Annotated in this window: 10 protein-coding genes; 2 read left to right on the top strand and 8 right to left on the bottom strand. The window is 59.6% G+C overall.

All coding sequences use genetic code 11. The features are described 5' to 3' along the window. Positions 1 to 2: 2 nt before the first annotated feature. The gene (locus tag OHL14_RS04425; RefSeq protein ID WP_263378109.1) at positions 3 to 941 is read right to left on the bottom strand and encodes a hypothetical protein; all 939 of its coding nucleotides are present in this window, start codon (positions 939 to 941) and stop codon (positions 3 to 5) included. 185 nt (positions 942 to 1,126) lie between these two features. On the opposite strand from OHL14_RS04425, the gene OHL14_RS04420 reads away from it, so the two are divergent. Next, on the top strand, positions 1,127 to 3,202 hold the full coding sequence (locus OHL14_RS04420) for a M1 family metallopeptidase (RefSeq protein WP_263378108.1): 2,076 nt from the start codon (positions 1,127 to 1,129) through the stop codon (positions 3,200 to 3,202). A 127-nt stretch (positions 3,203 to 3,329) separates the two neighbouring features. On the opposite strand, the gene OHL14_RS04415 is transcribed toward OHL14_RS04420, so the two are convergent. Then, entirely contained in the window at positions 3,330 to 4,883 is a 1,554-nt protein-coding gene (locus tag OHL14_RS04415; protein WP_263378138.1) for a VWA domain-containing protein, read from the bottom strand. A 137-nt stretch (positions 4,884 to 5,020) separates the two neighbouring features. On the opposite strand from OHL14_RS04415, the gene OHL14_RS04410 reads away from it, so the two are divergent. Beyond that, on the top strand, positions 5,021 to 5,923 hold the full coding sequence (locus tag OHL14_RS04410) for a S1/P1 nuclease (RefSeq protein WP_263378107.1): 903 nt from the start codon (positions 5,021 to 5,023) through the stop codon (positions 5,921 to 5,923). Between the two features lie 70 nt (positions 5,924 to 5,993). Here OHL14_RS04410 and OHL14_RS04405 read toward each other — a convergent pair whose 3' ends face one another. The 6 genes from OHL14_RS04405 to OHL14_RS04380 all read right to left on the bottom strand — a co-directional run bounded on the left by OHL14_RS04405 (position 5,994) and on the right by OHL14_RS04380 (position 18,116). Further along, entirely contained in the window at positions 5,994 to 9,431 is a 3,438-nt protein-coding gene (locus OHL14_RS04405; protein ID WP_263378106.1) for a TonB-dependent receptor, read from the bottom strand. A gap of 169 nt (positions 9,432 to 9,600) precedes the next feature. Beyond that, positions 9,601 to 12,144, bottom strand: coding sequence for an Ig-like domain repeat protein (locus OHL14_RS04400; RefSeq protein ID WP_263378105.1), 2,544 nt, complete (start codon positions 12,142 to 12,144; stop codon positions 9,601 to 9,603). Positions 12,145 to 12,494: 350 nt separating this feature from the next. Continuing rightward, the gene (locus tag OHL14_RS04395) at positions 12,495 to 13,046 is read right to left on the bottom strand and encodes a hypothetical protein (RefSeq protein ID WP_263378104.1); all 552 of its coding nucleotides are present in this window, start codon (positions 13,044 to 13,046) and stop codon (positions 12,495 to 12,497) included. After that, positions 13,043 to 13,669 carry a response regulator gene (locus tag OHL14_RS04390; RefSeq protein ID WP_263378103.1) on the bottom strand — a complete coding sequence of 209 codons (627 nt, stop codon included), beginning with the start codon at positions 13,667 to 13,669 and terminating at the stop codon, positions 13,043 to 13,045. The genes OHL14_RS04395 and OHL14_RS04390 overlap by 4 nt, the downstream gene beginning before the upstream one ends. Positions 13,670 to 13,672: 3 nt before the next feature. Continuing rightward, positions 13,673 to 16,417, bottom strand: coding sequence for a sensor histidine kinase (locus tag OHL14_RS04385; protein ID WP_263378102.1), 2,745 nt, complete (start codon positions 16,415 to 16,417; stop codon positions 13,673 to 13,675). A gap of 265 nt (positions 16,418 to 16,682) precedes the next feature. Beyond that, entirely contained in the window at positions 16,683 to 18,116 is a 1,434-nt protein-coding gene (locus OHL14_RS04380; RefSeq protein ID WP_263378101.1) for a sulfatase-like hydrolase/transferase, read from the bottom strand. Positions 18,117 to 18,155 lie beyond the last annotated feature (39 nt).

Genomic DNA, 18,155 nt, shown 5'->3' with positions numbered 1-18,155 from the left:
CGTTATCTGGATGTTGCAGTGATTGCTCTGCGAATCGCGCTCTCCGGCGCCGCGTCATCCAGCGAACCATCCGGCTTCACACCCAACTGCTGCCAAAGTGCCTCCAGCTCAACCGGCACAGCTGTTTGGCTCCAACGCACATACATCTCCTCCAGCACACGCGTGTGTGTGGCCCCATCGCCCACACGCAGCACCGACTCAACAGGCATCTCTTTATCGATCGTGTCGCCCGCAGCCACGATAGCCCGCAACGCATCCTGCAATCCATAGCGATTCCGTGTCTGTCTGCGAATCTCCACATCCGCGCTCAGGCAGAACAACGCTCCGCCCCAGTAGGTTCGTCCCCAGGTATGCGTGTGATCGAGCCCCCTATCGCCAGCCACGGGCTCGCCATTCGGCATTCCGCTCACCATGTCGGCCCAGATGCTCTTGGCTGCAAGCTCTCCGGCCTGCACGCGAGCGATCGGTTCCACATAGCTGGCGAGGCCTTCTTCGAACCAGTGCTGATCATCCGGCAGCGATGCCAGCGCGGTGTGCGTCAGCTCATGCGTTATCACCCAATCGACCTTCAGCTCATCCGCCGTGGTTCTCTGTCCAACACGCAGTCTGAGAAACGCCGGAAATCCCGACATCGCTCCCCAGGTCGTTCCCTGCATCACTCCATGCCTGCCTGCTGAAGGAATTACAAGCACCCGCGCCTTCGCCACCGGGAACCGCCCGTAATAAACAGACACCGCATGCGCCGCCATCTGGATGCGGTCCACTACCGCTGCTCTGCCGAGATCGATCGCGCCCTCGGCGAAGTCGATCTGGAGGGCACCGCCACCTTCATGAATCGTCTGCGAGAACACCACCGGTGCACGGTCTGGCTGAGCGTACATGACGCCGCTCATCGCAAACATCGCCATCACCCGCAACACGCTTCCGCGACCAGATCTCATAGCTGTTTAGACTACGTCTCTGCGCAGAAGTTTACGAACGATATGCGACACTAAGGGCATCCCAAGGCATCGTTCCCGAGCCGCCACGTCGCGGCTCCAACGTCCTCCCTATCCTCTGCCACTACGGCCAGTAGCGCGGATACCCACCTGAAAAATCAAACGGAAGACCACAAAGAGTTCAGCCTATGAAGACTTCATCGCCGTCCCTTCTGCTCCTCACATTGCTCACCCTTTCCTTAGCCGCGCAGACACCCGCTCCTCCCACAACGAGTACCTACGACCCGCGCGTTACCTTCGCTCCGCTCACCCTGCCTGAGGCCGTCAACAGCTACCGCAGCGGCAACGGGGCTCCCGGCCCGAACTATTGGCAGAACGTAGCCGACTACGTGATGCACGCGGCCATTGACCCCGCCTCACATACGCTCACCAACGACGAGGTCATCACCTACACCAACAACTCGCCCGACACGCTGACGAGCCTCTGGATCCTCCTCGAGCAGAACACGTATCGCAAGGACTCACGCGCACATAACCTCGGCAACGCCGGCGGAGGTCGTGGGCCGCGCCCCGGAGCTGCCGCAAATGCGCCTGCTCGTCCCGCGCGTGCAGACAACTCCACCGAAGGAAATGTGCTCGACGACGTGACGCTAACCCCAGGAGCAGTCGGACCCGGTACAGCCACTAGAGCCGATTACCTTGTCGATGACACGCGACTGCAGATTCGTCTCGCCACGCCGCTGAAGAGCAAGGGCGCCCTCCGCATCCACATCAAGTATCACTACACTATCCCCGGCCCCTGGGGCGGACGCACCTCTGTCGGCATGGCCGAGCACGGTGAAATCTATGACATGGCGCAGTGGTATCCGCGCATGTGCGTCTATGACGATCTCCGCGGCTGGGACACGCTACCCTACATAGGTGCCGAGTTCTATCTCGAATACGGCCACTTCGACTACTTCGTGAACGTACCTTCTTCCTTCCTCGTCGCAGGCTCAGGTGAGCTGATGAACCCGACCGAGGTCCTCACCAAAACCGAGATCACTCGCCTGGAAGAAGCGCGCCATTCCGATAAGACGGTCTACATCCGCAAGCCGGAAGAGGTGAACGACCCGGCCAGCCGCCCGAAGAAAGACGGCACGCTGACTTGGCACTTCCACATGGATCACACCCGCGACGTCGTCTTCACCGCCTCGCCAACCTTCGTGTGGGACGCTGCGCGCATCAACCTACCGCCCGCCACTGGCGACAACAAAGTTCCCAACGCTCTGCCTGCAGGCAAGAGTCCGCTAGCTATGTCGGTCTATCCCGTCGAGAGCATCGGCCCGGATGCGTGGGATAAATCGACCGAGTACGTGAAGGACTCCATCGAAGAGTTCTCCCGCCGCTGGTATCCCTATCCGTATCCCGTGGCCCTCAGCGTTGCTGGCTTCTCCACTGGCATGGAGTACCCCGGCGTCGTTTTCGACGGCATCCACGATAACGGCGCGTTCCTCTTCTGGGTGACGGCGCATGAGGTTGGTCACTTCTGGTTCCCGATGATCGTTGGCTCCAACGAACGCCGCTGGGCCTTTATGGACGAAGGCTTCAACACCTTCATCGACACCTTCGAGTCCGACGACTACGACCACGGCAAGTACGGCCCTAAGCGCGACAGCGAATACTCCGCTGGCGGCGAGCCACCGGACACCATCCTCAAGGTGCTCGACAACCCCGACGCACCGCCCATCCTCACACGAGCCGACGGCTTCACCGGTGCGCTTGGCCACCCCGTGCAGTACTTCAAGGGTGCGTACGGCAACATCCTACTGCGCGAACAGATCCTAGGGCCGCAGCGGTTCGACTATGCCTTCCGCAAGTACATCCGCGACTGGGCCTTCAAACACCCCAGCCCGTCGGACTTCTTCCGCGCGATGGAGAGTGAAGGCGGCGACGACCTCAGCTACTTCTGGCGCGGCTGGTATATGCATAACTGGACGCTGGATCTCGCGATCGACTCCGCCAGCTACAACGGCAATGATCCGAAGAATGGTCTGACGGTTGTCGTCTCCAATCGCCGCCCGCTAGTGCTGCCGGCGCCGCTTGAGGTGGTCTACACCGACGGCACGAAGGAACGCATCCGCATCCCCGCGGAAGCGTGGCTCTCAAAGAACACGGCCACATTCCACTTCAACGGCGACAAGCCAGTGGCCAGCGTCACGGTCGATCCGGACCACAAACTCCCCGACGACGACCGCACTAACAACACGCTCAACCTGAAGTAGCTCTCAATCAAAGACATAGATGCCGACCGCAGACGTCCGGTCGGCATCCATGTTTAACAGCTCTACCTATTCTCTTTGTCATTCCGCAGCACAGCGGAGCAATCTGCATCACGAACCAACACCGAGCCTACCGCGAAGCTACCAACGGGAGATCCACGCTCCCCATCATTCCCGTTACAGAATCCCGCACCACAAACCGCACACGCGCAGCCTTGCTGCTATCTTTCACAACGATGTCAAAGTTCGCGATCTTGCCCTCTGCACGGACATTCACCCCTGACTTGGCAGCTGCGGTCATTGCCTGCAGAGTATGGTCCACCATCTTGTTCTTGCCAGTGAACACCGCCGCCAGCACCGCCACGTGCGCAGAAGACGAGCCATCCTCATTCGTGCTCCAGCTCAGGTCGCGCGACCGTACATGCAGCGTGTACGTATTACCCTTTTCGTCAGCATTGTCCCGCTCTACCGTCACTGCCAAACCGTTTAGAGCAATCATGCTGTCGGCAGCCGTGCTCATGTCGTAGGAGATCGCCTCCAGCGAACCCTGCTTTTCAGCGGGTGAAGGATAATACCCGTTACGCGTCGCAATCAACACGCCGGGCCGCTTACACACCACGCGAATCTTGCGGTACTTAGCCGCTGCATCGCTCGCTGAAGTCGGAGAGTAACTCAACGTGTAGTAAGCGTCTCCCTGAGCGATAGCCGCTCCAATCTGCATACCCAGATCGTTTCGTCCACGCACAATGCGCCCACCCGTCACCGGTCCTAACTTGTCGAAGTCCGCCCTCGCGCCGAACGGATCTACATCGCCGGTCGCAGCATCACCCGCAGTTTGCACGAACATCATCTGCGTTGCATTGACAACTTCAGTCATCCCCGGCATCGAACTCGTCGGGTCCACTGCGTACACCGTCATGCGCTTCTCCAGCAGCACATCGGTCACATGCTGAATCGTGTTCTTTACCAGCTGCAAGTCTCCGGCGTCGACAGCATCGGGATCGAGAGATGGAAAACCGCCGCCCACCCAGACCAGGTTCTTCTTCCCTGGAACCCGCGCATAGCTCTGCGCCATCTCCTCGAGCGCATTCAACGATGCCTCCAATCGCTCAAGCGGACCATGGTCAGCCTTGCCATTGACCTCCAGCGCCCACGCATACTTCGTTGGAGCTCCAGCCAACGCCTTCAACAATGCGTCGCGACTTCGCGTGAACCCCTGCAGCGGGCGAAAGTTTCCCTGCTCCAACGTCAGCAAAGTCGTGGGCTGCGCAAGCATCGCCGGCTGCGTTGCCAAATAGTCGTGCAGCTGTCGCCGTGCGAATGAGCTGTCCTCGAAGTGCGTGTTCAATTGGTCCAGCACCAGCACCGTCACTGGCGATTGCCCAAATGACTTTGGCTCCGCTGGATCAAACACTTCATCTACGCCCGTTGCGTCCTGCGGCAACACGTGTGCTGCTGGTGCCTCGAAGGACTTCATAGGTTGCAGTTTGTCGTCTTCGAAGATCTGAAAGTCGTCGCGCGTCAGGCCAGCAATGGGTTGACCATCTTTATCCGTCGCAGAAACATCCAGCACCACCAACCGCGTATTCACGGTGATCGTCGCCGTCTGCGCCCTCAGGCTCAACCCTGCCGCCATGACGACACCGCAACCCAGCCAGGCAGTCCACCGCACACACAACTTCATCGACAAAAGAACTCCTCTGCTGCAATTCCCTGGCTCTCGTAGAAGAGATCCGATCGCAACGCCTGCACCGCATCCGTCACGTTCTTCCTGACTCGGCGTTCATGCCAGAAGCGTAAAAAACGAAGTACTATCGGCTAATGAAACATTTTTTCACGAAGAAGGTTGTACGCGGTGCGATAGTTGGAGTTTTCCTTCTGGGGTTTGTAGCGCCACGCAGTTGGGCCTGGGGACGTGAAGGACATCGCCTCACCGCACTCGTTGCCGAGGCCTATTTAACACCCGCCACCAAAGCACAGATCGCCGAACTTCTCAATGTGAAGATCACCGATAAAGACGCTCTCGCCGATGTCGCGCCTTGGGCAGACGACTACCGTCAGAGCCACCCTGAGACCGCTCCATGGCACTACGTCGACATCCCCAGCACCGAAGCATCCTACGATCGCAAGCGCGACTGCCCTGGCTCCGCCGACGCTACCTCTCCGTGGCGTGATTGTGCCACCGACCGCATCCTCTACTTCGAAGGCCGTCTCGGCGACACCACACTCCCGTTGAGCGAACGAGCGATCGCACTGAAGTTCCTCGTGCATCTCATCGGCGACGTCCATCAACCCTTCCATGCCATTGGGGATGCGCGCGGCGGCAACGGTATCGGCATCACCTTCCTCGGCTCCAATCAATGCGGCACCTTCAAGTGCAACCTGCATGGCGTGTGGGACGAAAGCCTTATCGAGCAACGCCGCCTGAACGAAGCCAAATACACCGATGCGCTTCTCACAGAGATCAAGGAAAACCACTGGGAGAGCCTCGCAGGTGGCTCGCCCACGCTATGGGTCAACGCCTCGCACAAGTACGCCGTCAACGCTCTGGCACCTGACGGAGCCATGCTGCGCCACGACTACGTCGACGAAGAGACGAAGGTCGTCGACTCGCAGCTGGCCCTTGGCGGCCTGCGCCTCGCACATGTGCTGAACCACATCCTTGATGATCCGATGAATGCGCCAACAGGCACTCCGCTACCTAAACCAGCTCAGCAACCATAGGCTTCCGATTCAGACAGAAACACAAAGGGCGACCATCACTGGTCGCCCTTCGTTGTTTTCCTGCTACGTATTAGAAGTAGAACCGGCCAGCAATCTGCAGTTGGCGCGGCGTGAGCACGGTGTTGCTGTTTGAGTTCAGGTACGTTCCGAACAGCGGGTTGGCGATCAGGTAATTTGCAGCCGTCGTCGCTGGCAGAGCCTGGACCGGCTTGCAGGAGACACCCGTCGTTGCAGTGGTAGTCGGCGGCGGTGCTGTGCTCAGGCAGTACGCCGTTGTGTTCACAGACGTGATGTTCTGATGGTTGAAGAGGTTGAACGCCTCACCCAGAATCTCGAACCGGTACTCATGCTCACCGATGTGCTTGGTGAAGTATTTGCTGAGGCGCAGGTCGACAGTCGCTGTTTTCGGCATCGTGTAGCTGTCGCGATCTAGATCAGGAATACGCGCAGTTCCGCCTGCCCCGAGAATGCCTCCATAGAGTGTGCCGGTGATGCTCTGCGTGACGCCTGCGCTATACGGCAGGCCGTTTTGGATCTGCAGAATAGGAGCGATGCCCCAGCCGTTGATAAACGTCTTCTCCCAGCCGCGTGTGAGGCTCGGGAAGTTCACACGGTAGGTGCCGGCCGCAACGAAACGATGACGCACATTCAACGAGCTGGTCGCATACTCGCCCGCCGGGTTCAACGGATCGAGCAACTCGGACGACGTGCCATACCCCGTGCTGAGATAGGGGTTGTAGTCGAGCGCATGCGCAAAGGTGAAGTTCGAAAGGAACGAGAAGTTATCCGAGAAGCGATGATTCAGCTGCATCACTAGCGCGTTGTAGCTGGAGTTCACCTCGCTCTTGAACTCAAGCACATGATAGTAGCCCGGGAACGCCGTGCTCGCAGTCGTGTACTCCTTGTACGTGTGCAGACTGTTAGCGATCAACGCAGGAGGCTTGCCGCCGTGCGGGTAGGTGGTGTAACCGGAAACAGGGGGCTGCGTATTGTTCAGCACCTCGAACGTACGGCTGGCGGTCGCAGGCGATACGTTCTGGTCCACAGCTGCCGCCAACTCACGGCCCATTGAGCCCATGTAGCTGATCGAGAACGTCGTCTGATGGCCGAGGTCCTGCTGCACCGCAAGATCGACCTCGTGGATCTGCGGGTTTTGCAGATGCTTGTCCAGATAGGAGATCGTGTTCGAGTTCAAGCCTCCGCTCGCGGTCTGGCAGGCGCTGACAAACGCCTGCGCCGACGCAAAGATGTTCGGGTACTGCTGGCACTTGTTCGAAGCCGTCGGTTGAAAATCAACTTGGCCGTTCTGGCTGCCGGAGAGCAGGTAGGACTGGATGATGTTCGAGTTGATGATGCGACCGTAATACATGCCGTAACCGCCTCTCAGCGTCGTCTTGCTGTCACCGAACACGTTGTACGCAAAGCCCACGCGCGGGCCAATGTTGTTACGATCGTCTGGCTTGTTCAGAGTTTGCGAGACAGGCCCCGCGTACGCCGCGCCCGTGAGGCCGTTGCCCACGGTGTTGGGAGCGAATGGCTGGGGGATGTACTCGTACTCGTAACGAACACCCAGGGTCAGCGTCATGCGCGGCGTAATCCGCCAGTCGTCCGTGACAAAACCTGCGTAGTCCGTCGTCGCCAGTTCCGCTCGAGGATTGCCGAAGCCCTGGCTGAACGAGTAGTACTGCGGTGCGTAGTTGGTGCCGCCAACCCCTGTCGTCTTGTGCAGATAGTCGGCGATGAAGTCGTAGCTGTAGTCGTAGCTGAAGCTACCACCCTCTTCGTACAGGTTGTCGACGTAGTCGAACACGCGGTTGACCTCGATGCCTGCCTTGGTTGTGTGCAGTCCATGGCTCCAGGTAACGATATCTTCACCCTGCATGCGGCGCTCGTTGGGTAGAGCGCGACGCTCGCCCAGGTACGAACGGCCAATGTCGAATCCGGTGCCGTCGAACTCGTAGCCGATCTGCGTGTCCGGCGCGGCAGCCGGTGCCTTCGGATCGTCTCCGATCAATGTCTCCAGCGGGACTTCGTTCGGTAGCGGCTTCTGCGAGCTCTCATACTCGAAGTCACGGCCGTACTGGAACAGCAGGCTGTTCACGATGTTCGAGGACAGCACCGTCGACAGGCGCGCAATTCCGAAGTCTTCCTTCACAAAATCATTGCCGAAGGAGCCGCGGCCGTAGAAGTTCGAGGCCTGTGTCTGCACGCCCGCTGGCGAACTGTATCGCAGGCGGTTGTACTGCAGCGTCAGGCGATTGCGATCGTTGATCTGCCAGTCAAGCTTCGGAAAGTTCAACACCTGGTCAGAGTGACGCGGCACTGCGCCGAGGAACGACGAGATCACGCCCAGTCCCTGTGTATAGTAGGCCGCGCCCGCCTGGTACGCGCCGGGTCCACTCCCCAGATTGAGCGCATTCGCCTCCTGGCAGGCAGCGCCATCTCCAGGGGCCGTGCCCGAAGTAGTATTCAGGTTGCCGCCAGTGCACGTAACACCATTCGGCAGCGTCGAATCCGCAGCCGCAAACGTATCGGTCGGGTCCGAAGCACGAGCCGTGCCCGGAAAGTTCCGCTGGCTCTGATCATACGAGTAGAACCAGAACAACTGGTCGTGCAGTAACGGACCACCCGCACCAAAGCCCCACTGCTTGCGCCAATCCTTCGGTTTGTATGGGTACGTTGTAAATGTGTTTGTCCCGGCCACCTGCGTCGTCAGCGTCGTATACGGGTTTTCCGCGCCGAAGTCACTGTCGCGATCATAGAAGAACAGCTCTCCATGGAACGCATTGCTGCCCGACTTCGTGACCGTGTTGATCACGCCACCCGCTGCACGACCATACTCAGCCGAGTAGTTCGACAGATTCACCTGGAACTCCTGCACTGCTGACTGCGACACCGAATAAGAAGCACGTGTGCGTCCACGCTCCTCCGAAAAGTACGCCTGGTTATTGTCCGCACCGTCCACCGTGCTGTTGTTCAGCAGCACACTAATACCGCGGAAGCTCAGCAGTCCAAACCCGTCCGAGTTCGACACCACGCCCGGCGTCAGCAGCGCAAAGTTCGACCAACGGCGACCGTTGATTGGCAGATTGTCGATCGCGTTCTGATCGATCGTCGATGAGATCGCATTGTTATCCGTGTCCAACAGCGAGGGTTGACCTGTGACCTCGGTCTTATCCGAAGTTGAACCCACAGTCAGTTGCGGCGAGATTCCGGCCACGCCACCGACTGTCACCGTCACCGCATTCTCTTCCTTCGTCTGAAAGCCGTCCGCTGTGAAAGACACTTTATAGCTACCTGGCGTTAGGTCACTTACGCGATACTCGCCCTGCGCGTTGGCCTTAACTGTGCGCGTCGTTCCTGTATCGGTCGAGGTCACTGTGACTGCTGTGTTGGGTAGCAGTGCGCCGCTCGTATCCGAAACCGTACCACCGATCGCGCCTGTAGTGGCGGACTGAGCATACGCGCTGGGCGCCATGCTAAAGATCGCGACAAGAGCGGGAACCATAACCAGAGCCGCACATACACAGGCCCTGCAGCTTTTCAAAATCTGGCGAAACATAAAAGACATCCTGGGAATCTCCTGGCCGAAGACCGGCCTGAAACAATGAATCAAAGTCGTACAAGAAAATCGGCAACGGATGGACAGGACCCTCTGTCCATCCGCCGAAGAACGCCTAGTTGACCGTCAGCGGCACCGTAAACGAGGATGTGATTCCAGCCGAACCCGTCGCCGTCACTGTCACCGTGCTCGTCCCCTTGGGCGTCCCACCGGTACCGGCAATCTTCGTGCCCGTGCAGGCCATTAGCGAAGAGAGCCCAACCAGCAGCGCCAGACTCATCGCAATCTGCGACCAGCGAGCTCCAGCCTTGCGCCGGCGCAAGCCAATCAGCAACGCGAGCCCGATCGCCGGGAACATCGCCATCAACTGCCAGCGTCCCTTGCCAAAACTCCCGAAGCCACCGGCTGTCACATAACCCTGCAGTGTCGTGATGCTCATCGCAACCGTCGTGCCCGTCGAGCAACCGTTCGCCGTCACCGTCGTGGGGCTGAATGAGCAAGCCGCACCCGAAGGCAAACCAGAGCAGGCAAACGTAATCGTGCCTGCGTACACGGTCTGCGCCAGATTGAAGCTGTACAACGCCGTGCCACCCGCCACAACCGCATTCTCTTCGTTCGCTGTGTTCAGCGAGCTCGCAAACGTAGGGTTGGAGCTTGTGATGTTCGTGCCTACGGAAGTAGACGTCTTGAAGTAGCTGTCGCCGCTATAGACAGCGGTTACCGTGTAGGTATTCGGAGTCGAAAAGGTATAAGTCAGGGTCGAAGTATAGACAGGCGCGGAAGCAGTACCACCGGTCGTGATGCTCTGCGGTGCACCTATCGCTGCCCCGTTTGCATAGAACTGAACCGACCCGGTCGGCGCCGCAGGACCATTCGCCGTAATCGTCGCCAGGAAAACAACCGGCGTCGTCGGCGAGAAGGAAGACACACCCGTGCAGCTCAGGCTCGGCGCCGTGTAACTCAGTGCCGTGCGCGTGTTGGGGCTTTGCGCATACGTGCCGGAGAGCGTAATCGCATTCGTCCCTCCCAGGCTTGACGTAATCGTAAGCGTTGCCATGAACGCACCCAGCGCCGTCGGCGTCGCCGTCACGGGCAGTGTGCAGTCCATCGTGTTATCGCTGTTCGTCGTGCAGGACTGCGTACCCAGCGCGAAGTTTCCAGCGCCATTGCTCAGGACATACGCACCTGTTGCCGCCGGTCCATCTCCCACGCCAAAGTGAATATCGATCGTCTGCGTAGGCTGGTTCGCTCCAATGGTTCCGAACTGCGCGTTCGTCGCGATCTCGGTTACCGTTCCCATCTCCGTGTCGCCGAAGAACAGGTTGCCATTCGCATCCACGCTGATGCCGAAGGCACCCGGCCCTGGCAGAGTGGCGCTCGCAAAGCCCGTTGTACCGCTCTTGCCGAAGCCGCTCGCAATCAGGAACTGTTCCTTCGTTCCTGCATCCACACGCCACACATTGCCGTAGGCCGCATCCGTGAAATACACATTGTTGTAGGCGTCCGCTGCCACACCGAACGGGCTGCCAATCGCATTTGTTCCCGCTACTGCGCGCGCCGTCGAACTACCCGTCTTGTTGTAGACGCCCGCAAAGTTCGTGAGAACACCCGACGGATCCACTTGCAGAATCGTGTCGTAGAATTCGTTCACCAGATAGGTGTTGCCGTTCGGTGCGGAGGCGATCGCATACGCGCTGCGCAGTGGCGTCTGGTTCGCTTGGTTGCCCGCAGAGTAAACAACGTTATACGCGCAACCAGGATTTGTGCCCGGAGTGTTCACGCAGTAGGGATATGTAGGAGCCCCGGTCGCCACGGTGCCTGCGATCTTCCAGATCGTGCCAGCCGGAATCGTAACGTTATTGACCTTTGTGCTGCCAGTGGTGTTCAGGTTTAGCGCCACCGCCGCCGCCGTGTACTCATCCATAATTAGCAAATCAGGCTGCGTATTGGGTGAGACAGGAGTATCGAACGCCAGGCCATACGGTCCGTCCAGAATGCTCTGCGCTGCCGTCACAGTTGTTGTTGCATTGCTGATGTTGTAACCGGTGGTGAATCCAGCGCTCGTGGTGCCAGCACTGCCGGCAACCAGCGAGATCACGCCCCCGGTAGCCGGAATCACTTTCGCCGTCGCCGTGATCTTGCGCACGTTGCCATAGCCGTAGTCGGCGAAGTACAGATCGCCGTTCGGCGCTAACGCCAGCGCCGTCGGCTTGCTCAGGTGGACCGCCGTACCCAGACATCCGTCGCCCTTGGCATCGGTGGAGGTGTAAGCGCCACAGGCAATACCCGCCTGCGGTGACGCCGTCGCTCCACCGGCCACCGCCGTCATCACGCCTGTCAGCGCGTCCACACGGTGAACAATGCCATTCACAAAATCCCCGAAAAATATATTGCCCGCAGCATCCGCCACCGCATCGCGCGGTCCCGTCGGCGACGTCGTCGTGCCGATGATCACCTCCGTCGCCAGGCAACCATCTCCGTAGGCATCGGTGGCCTTGAGACCTGAAGGACAGTTGCCACCCGCAGCCGGGTTCGCCTTGGGCGTCACGCCCGAAACTGTCGTCGTACCCGCGACGACCTTTGTCGTATACGGCAGAAGCTGAGGTGCCGTCTGCGCACCGGCCACACAACCTAGTCCAACAACGGAAACCAGACCCACTTCCGCCAGCGTACGCAGGGCGGAAGACAAAGAAACACCAGAGAATTTACACACGAAGTAGGACTCCTGAAAGGCAAAGCTGGGACGGTCCGACTCTCTGCCCTCATCGAAGTGAGGCTTCGCAGATCAAACGTCGGGAACTACCAACGGTTCGATCATGGCTCCGCACTCGGAAACGAGTCACGCACCATGACAAAACTGTCAGAAAGATTGTCTATGCCAGAAATCTATCAGGGATTTGAACCTCGTTACGAACAATTCTCGTCCAATGCGTTGCGACACGGTAAAATTTCCGTGACTCATGCAAAATCGGCACCTCCGCGCATGACCCCCGTAACACCCTTCCGTCTCTATCGCTCCTCCAGCACCGCATACGGCAGAGCGAATCGCCCAATCTGAATCACGCCCTTCTCGCTTGGTGGCCAGATCTTCACTGGCACCACCGTCACCTTGCCATCCATCAGCTTCGCAGTCAGACTGCCTCGCTCCACCCCGGTCGCCGCTTCATACACGTGAACTAGCAGTCCCTCCTGCTCGCGCGTCCACCCGATCACATACGCTCCCGGCTTCAGCACGATATCCGTGCCGATCTTCAGCCCACTCTGCGCCAGTAAGTAATGGGAGTACTTCCCGTTTGCCGCATACCCCGCAGTAATCAGCACGATCGCACCAATCACATGCCCGCGCCCATCGATGATCCCCGTCGCTGACCGCGTCTCTGTCTCAATCCGTTCATTCACCACCGGAGCCCGCGCAGGCATCACCGCCTCGAGCTCCGCATCCGTCGCCGTGTGCCAACCCTGCTTCGACGTCTTTCCTTGAGCAGCCAGGCCTATTTGCCCGCCAGTCATCGGCCATAGCAACACCCCAACGAGCACCGCCCGCTTCCATAAATTTTTCATCGATGCGCCACCAGTCCGCGCTGAATCGCCACCGTCGCCGCGTGCGTCCTGTCAGCCACGCCAAGCTTACCCAGCAGGCTGTTGATGTGCGTCTTCACCGTCGCCTCGGAGATGAACAAGTCGGCCGCTATCTCCTTATTCGCGCGCCCTGCCACGATCCGCTCCAGCACGCTAAGCTCCCTCGCGGTCAACTCCTGGCCGCTCACCCGTTGTGCAAGCTTCTCCGCAACCGAACTGGGAATATGCAGCTTCCCTCCATGGACTGCCTTGATCGTCGCCACCAGCTCCTCCAGCGGCATGCCTTTGAGCAAATAGGCTCTTGCCCCCGCCTGCAGGGCCCGGTAGATGTCCTCGTCTCCGTCGTAGGTTGTGAGCACGATCAGCCGTGCGTCCGGAAACTCCCCACGAATCTGCCGGATCGTCTCTACGCCACCCTGCTTCGGCATCTGCAAATCCATCAGTGTCACGTCCGGCCGCTGCTTGCGAAACATCTCTGCCGCCGACGCGCCATCGCCGACCGCGCCCACCACTTCAATCCCGTCATCGGCAGACAGCAAAGCGACTAGCCCTTGCCGCACCACCTGGTGGTCTTCCACCAGCATCAACCGTATCCGCTCCGCCATCGTCTACCTCGTCCCCGCATCCAGGGGGACCCGCAAATTCACTGTCGTTCCAGCACCCGGCTCGCTTGCGATATCCAGTGTGCCACCAATCGACGACGCTCGTTCTCGCATCCCGACCAGTCCGAAATGCCCATCCTTGCGCGCCGCAACCTCTTCGCTGAATCCCACACCGTTATCCCGCACCGTCAGCACAAGGGCATCGCTCGCATACTGCAACTCCACCCAGCAATGCGAGGCCTGCGCATGTTGCAGAGCATTCGCCATCGCCTCCTGTGTGATCCGCAGTACCTCGCGTTCTACCCTCGCCTCCAGCACACGATACGCTCCGCCTACCTTTAACTGAGGCGAGATCGCAGCAAACCTGTCGCGATCTACGAGATTGCTCATTCGCGTCGGAAGGGTATCGCCAGCCTGGTTCGCTCGAAGCTCCCAGATGCTTCGCCGAGCCTCCTCCAGTCCCTCAGTCACCAGCAGCCGCGTCCGCCTCACGTCTTCAATCGCCGTCTCAATCCTGCCGCTCTTCAAATGCGCTGCCAGCAGGTCGAGCTGCAAGGACGTCCCCACAAAATCCTGCGTCAACGTGTCATGGATCTCCCGTGCCATCCGGTTTCTCTCCGCCAGCACCGCATCGAACTGCTGCCGCAACCTCCTCAGCCGCAGCAGATAAAGCCCAGCGAGTAAGGCGCCCACCAGCAATACAAAAATCGCCACAAACCACCAGCGACGCCAGAACGGAGGCACCACACGCAGACTCAACGTGGCACCCTCGGTGCTCCAGACACCATCGTCGTTCATCGCAATCACTCGAAACCTGTACTTACCTGGCGGCAAATTTGTATACGTTGCCACCCGGCGCACACCAGCGTCGGTCCAGTGATCATCGAAACCTTCCAGCATGAACCGGTACCGCACTTCACCCGGAGCGACAAAGCTCAACCCCGCATACTCTAACGTCAGCCGCGATCTTCCTGCCTTCACTTCGATCAAACCGTCCGTCAGCGGCTGCGCCACATCATCAATCAAGAATCGCTCGATCGCCACCGGCGGCGGCACCCTATTCAACGGCAGATGCAGGGTATCCGCCACCGCCACGCCACCGCGAGTCGGAAACCATAGCTCACCGCTGGTCGTCAGCCATGGCTGCGATGTTCCCTCCGGCACGACTTCGCTGTTGGGCATTCCATCCGCCAGCCCATCCGCATCCGCCTTCGCAATGCACACAGCGTTCGCCACGCAGGGGCGCATCTCGGACAACAGAATCTGCTTCACCCCACGATCCATCCGCAGCCACAGCGAACCTCTACCATCCGAAACCATCGCCTCGACTTTGTTCTCGCGATCCTCTAACTGCAACGCGCGCACAAATCCGTTGTCCTCAAAACGACTCAGCAGGTTAGCCTCTGTCACCACCCAGATGCCACCCCGATTCCCTTGAGCGATGGCCTTCACAATTCCGTCGCCCAATCCATCCTTCGCTGTGTAGCTCGCGATCGTCCCGTCCTGCGCTATATGGCTCACCCCCTGCGAGGTAGCCACCCATAACCCACCGTTCGCACCGCGGGCCATCAGCATCGTTCCGATCAGGTCTCCCCCCAGACCGTCCATACTTGTCAGCGTCTTTACACTCACCCTGCCTGCTGCATCCACGCGCAGATGCACTAGCCCGCGCCGCGTACCCGCCCACACCGAACCATCGGGAGCCACAGCCAGCGATCGAATCGTCTCATCCGGCAGCCCCTCCGCCGAAGTAATCCTCTGCACATTGCCATCGCTCCGTACCAGGTTCAAGCCATCCGGAGTTCCCACCCACACCCCGCCTGCCTCTGATGGCACCATACTTAACACAACCTGGCTCGTCAGCGCTTTGGCTGGCTCGTCCCATACACCGTTCCGCAGCCGCCGCAATCCATCATCCCGAGATCCCACCCACATCGCACCATCCGACGCCTGCACCACCACGGTCACCGGCGTCCCCGCCAATGCCCCCTCACTGCGAAACTTGAGTCGCCGCAGTACGTGCAGCCCCGTCGTCTCCGTGCCGACCCAGTGGTTCCCCTCCGCATCCTCCATCACGCTCAAAACGCCGCTGCCCTTCAGCGCGTCGACACTCTTCACCGCCCCACTTTCCCGATCGGCAATCACGAGACCTTTGCTCATCCCGACCCAGACTGAGCCCTCACGATCCACCTCTACAGCCGTCACCCGCCCGGCTGGTAACTCTTCCCCTAGCTTCCATGTCCTCGCCACACCCCGCACAGAAAGCTGGCCATCGACCACCTTCCACGCAGGCTCTAGGTTCTGCGCCGCAACAAACTTCGCCCCATCCCATCGCGACCACCCTCCCGTCGTCTCGACCATGAGCCCCCGCGGCCCGTCGCTCAACGACAGCACAAACTCCGACGCCAGCCCTTCGGCCACGCCATACCGCTGAAACTTGTCTCCCTGCCTGCGCACCAATCCATTCGACGACCCTACCCAGAGCCCAGCCTCCCGCGCCAGCAGGCAGCAAAGATCATCGCTCTTGAAGGCTTGCTGCTCTGCGTGACCGAACGCTGTGAAGTTCACTCCATCGAACCGCGCCAGCCCACCCTCGGTCGCAGCCCACACGAACCCATCCTTCGTCTGCGCGATGCCGTGAACGCTGCTCTGCGGCAACCCTTGTTCGGTCGACCAGCTCTGATGGCTCAAATACCGCAAATCCAGCGGATCCGTATTCGCCGATAGTGCCTGACCCCATGTAGCAGACATTCCCCCCGCACACACCATCGCAAGCAACAGGCATCGAACTCGGGGAAAAAAGCAGGGCATCGTTCGTCCAGTATCGTCGCGAGACCCCACTCTGCGCCAACCGAACGTCCCAAATTCAACCTTTCGATGGATGCCCTCAAACAACATCCCCTCTAAAGTCAAAGAGTGCTCTAGTCCAGCACAAAGTTATCGCTAGACCTCCAATGTCCCTCTCCCCGCTAAGGAGAGGGACACTTTTATGCGCCCACCTTTTCTATTCCCCTTTCTAGGGATACAGCTTCGCCTCGACGATCTCCGGCTCCGGCTCCCCTGCCGCCACGATCATCTTCTTTAGTTGCTCCCTAAGCTCCCGAGCCTTCGCGCGATACTCCTCGCGCCCCGCCAGATTCACGAGCTCATTCGGATCGGCCCGCTGATCGTACATCTGGTACTCGTGATACACCGCTGCAGCGGCTTCCTTCGTATTTCCGGTGTTATCCACCACGCAGTACGTCCACTCCGGCGTGCGAATCGCCCGCCCCGTCATTGATTCGCTGATTTGAATAAACTGCACGTTCGGCCAGCTCTCTCGGGCCTTCGCATCATTCAGCAGAGGCATCACGCTGTGCCCCTTCCACGAGGTCGGCACCGGCACACCCGCAGCCTCCAGCAGCGTCGGAGCCACATCAATCAACCCCATCAGCTCCGGCACCTGCTGCGTGCCCCGGAACCCGGGCCCATCCACAATCAGCGGCACGCGAATCGAGCTGTTGTGCGTGCTCCGCTTGTACTCCTTATTCCGTGTCATAAAGTGGCAGCCGTGGTCGCTCAAGAACACGAAGATCGTGTCCTCCGCCAGCTTCTCTTCCTCGAGCACCTTCAGCACCCGCCCCACCGACTGATCGATCGCCTCGATGCAGCCGTAGTAATCCGGCAGCTGCGCCTGCCACGTCCCCGGTAGCGCCTTCAGATCATCCGGCACCTTCGCATTCAAAAACCGCGCCGCAGCTCCCTTTGGAGCGATCGGCGAACCCATATCATTCTGCTGATGTGGCTCCAGCTGCGAGATAAACAGGAAGAACGGCTTCTCCTGCTTCTGCCGCAGAAACCGCTCCGCACGGTCCGTCAGAAAATCCACACGGTACTGGTCCTTATACGTAATCTCTTTACCATCGCGGTCCCAGATCGTGCCCTCATACGGATGCGAGGTATGCTCCAGCGCATTTGCGCCCTCCCATAGATCGTCGAAGCCGCCGCGGTCCTCGAGCTTCACAAACCCCGGCCCACCGCCATCCTTCTCGGCCTCAATCGCCAGATGCCACTTGCCGATCAGGTTCGACGTGTACCCCGCCTTACGCAGCTCACCTGCCAGCGTCGGCAGACTCTTGTTCAGCCCGACACCGTTATGCCACACGCCCGTCTCCGTCGCATACCGGCTCGTCATCAGCACCGAACGAGAAGGCCCGCACACCGGTTGATTGCATACCGTCTGCGTAAAATTCTTCCCACGCTTTGCCAGCGCATCCAGGTTCGGCGTATGCACACTCGCATTGCCGGTGCCGAGGAAGTCCCACCGCCACTGGTCCGCCAGATACAAAATGATGTTCGGCTGCTTCTTCTTCGCCGGCGCTTCACCCATCGCAGACGTCGCCACAGCCGCATGCGCAACTGCGGCTGCCGAAGCAGCCGCAGAGCCAAAAATGAACTTCCGTCGATTCACGCTCACAAAGAAACCCTCGTGACGTTATTATCGCGCAGC

It is taken from the genome of Granulicella paludicola (assembly GCF_025685545.1).
Taxonomy (GTDB): Bacteria; Acidobacteriota; Terriglobia; order Terriglobales; family Acidobacteriaceae; genus Granulicella; species Granulicella paludicola.
The sequence above is the reverse complement of the archived record's forward strand: the minus strand, read 5'-3'. Positions and strand labels throughout refer to the sequence as shown.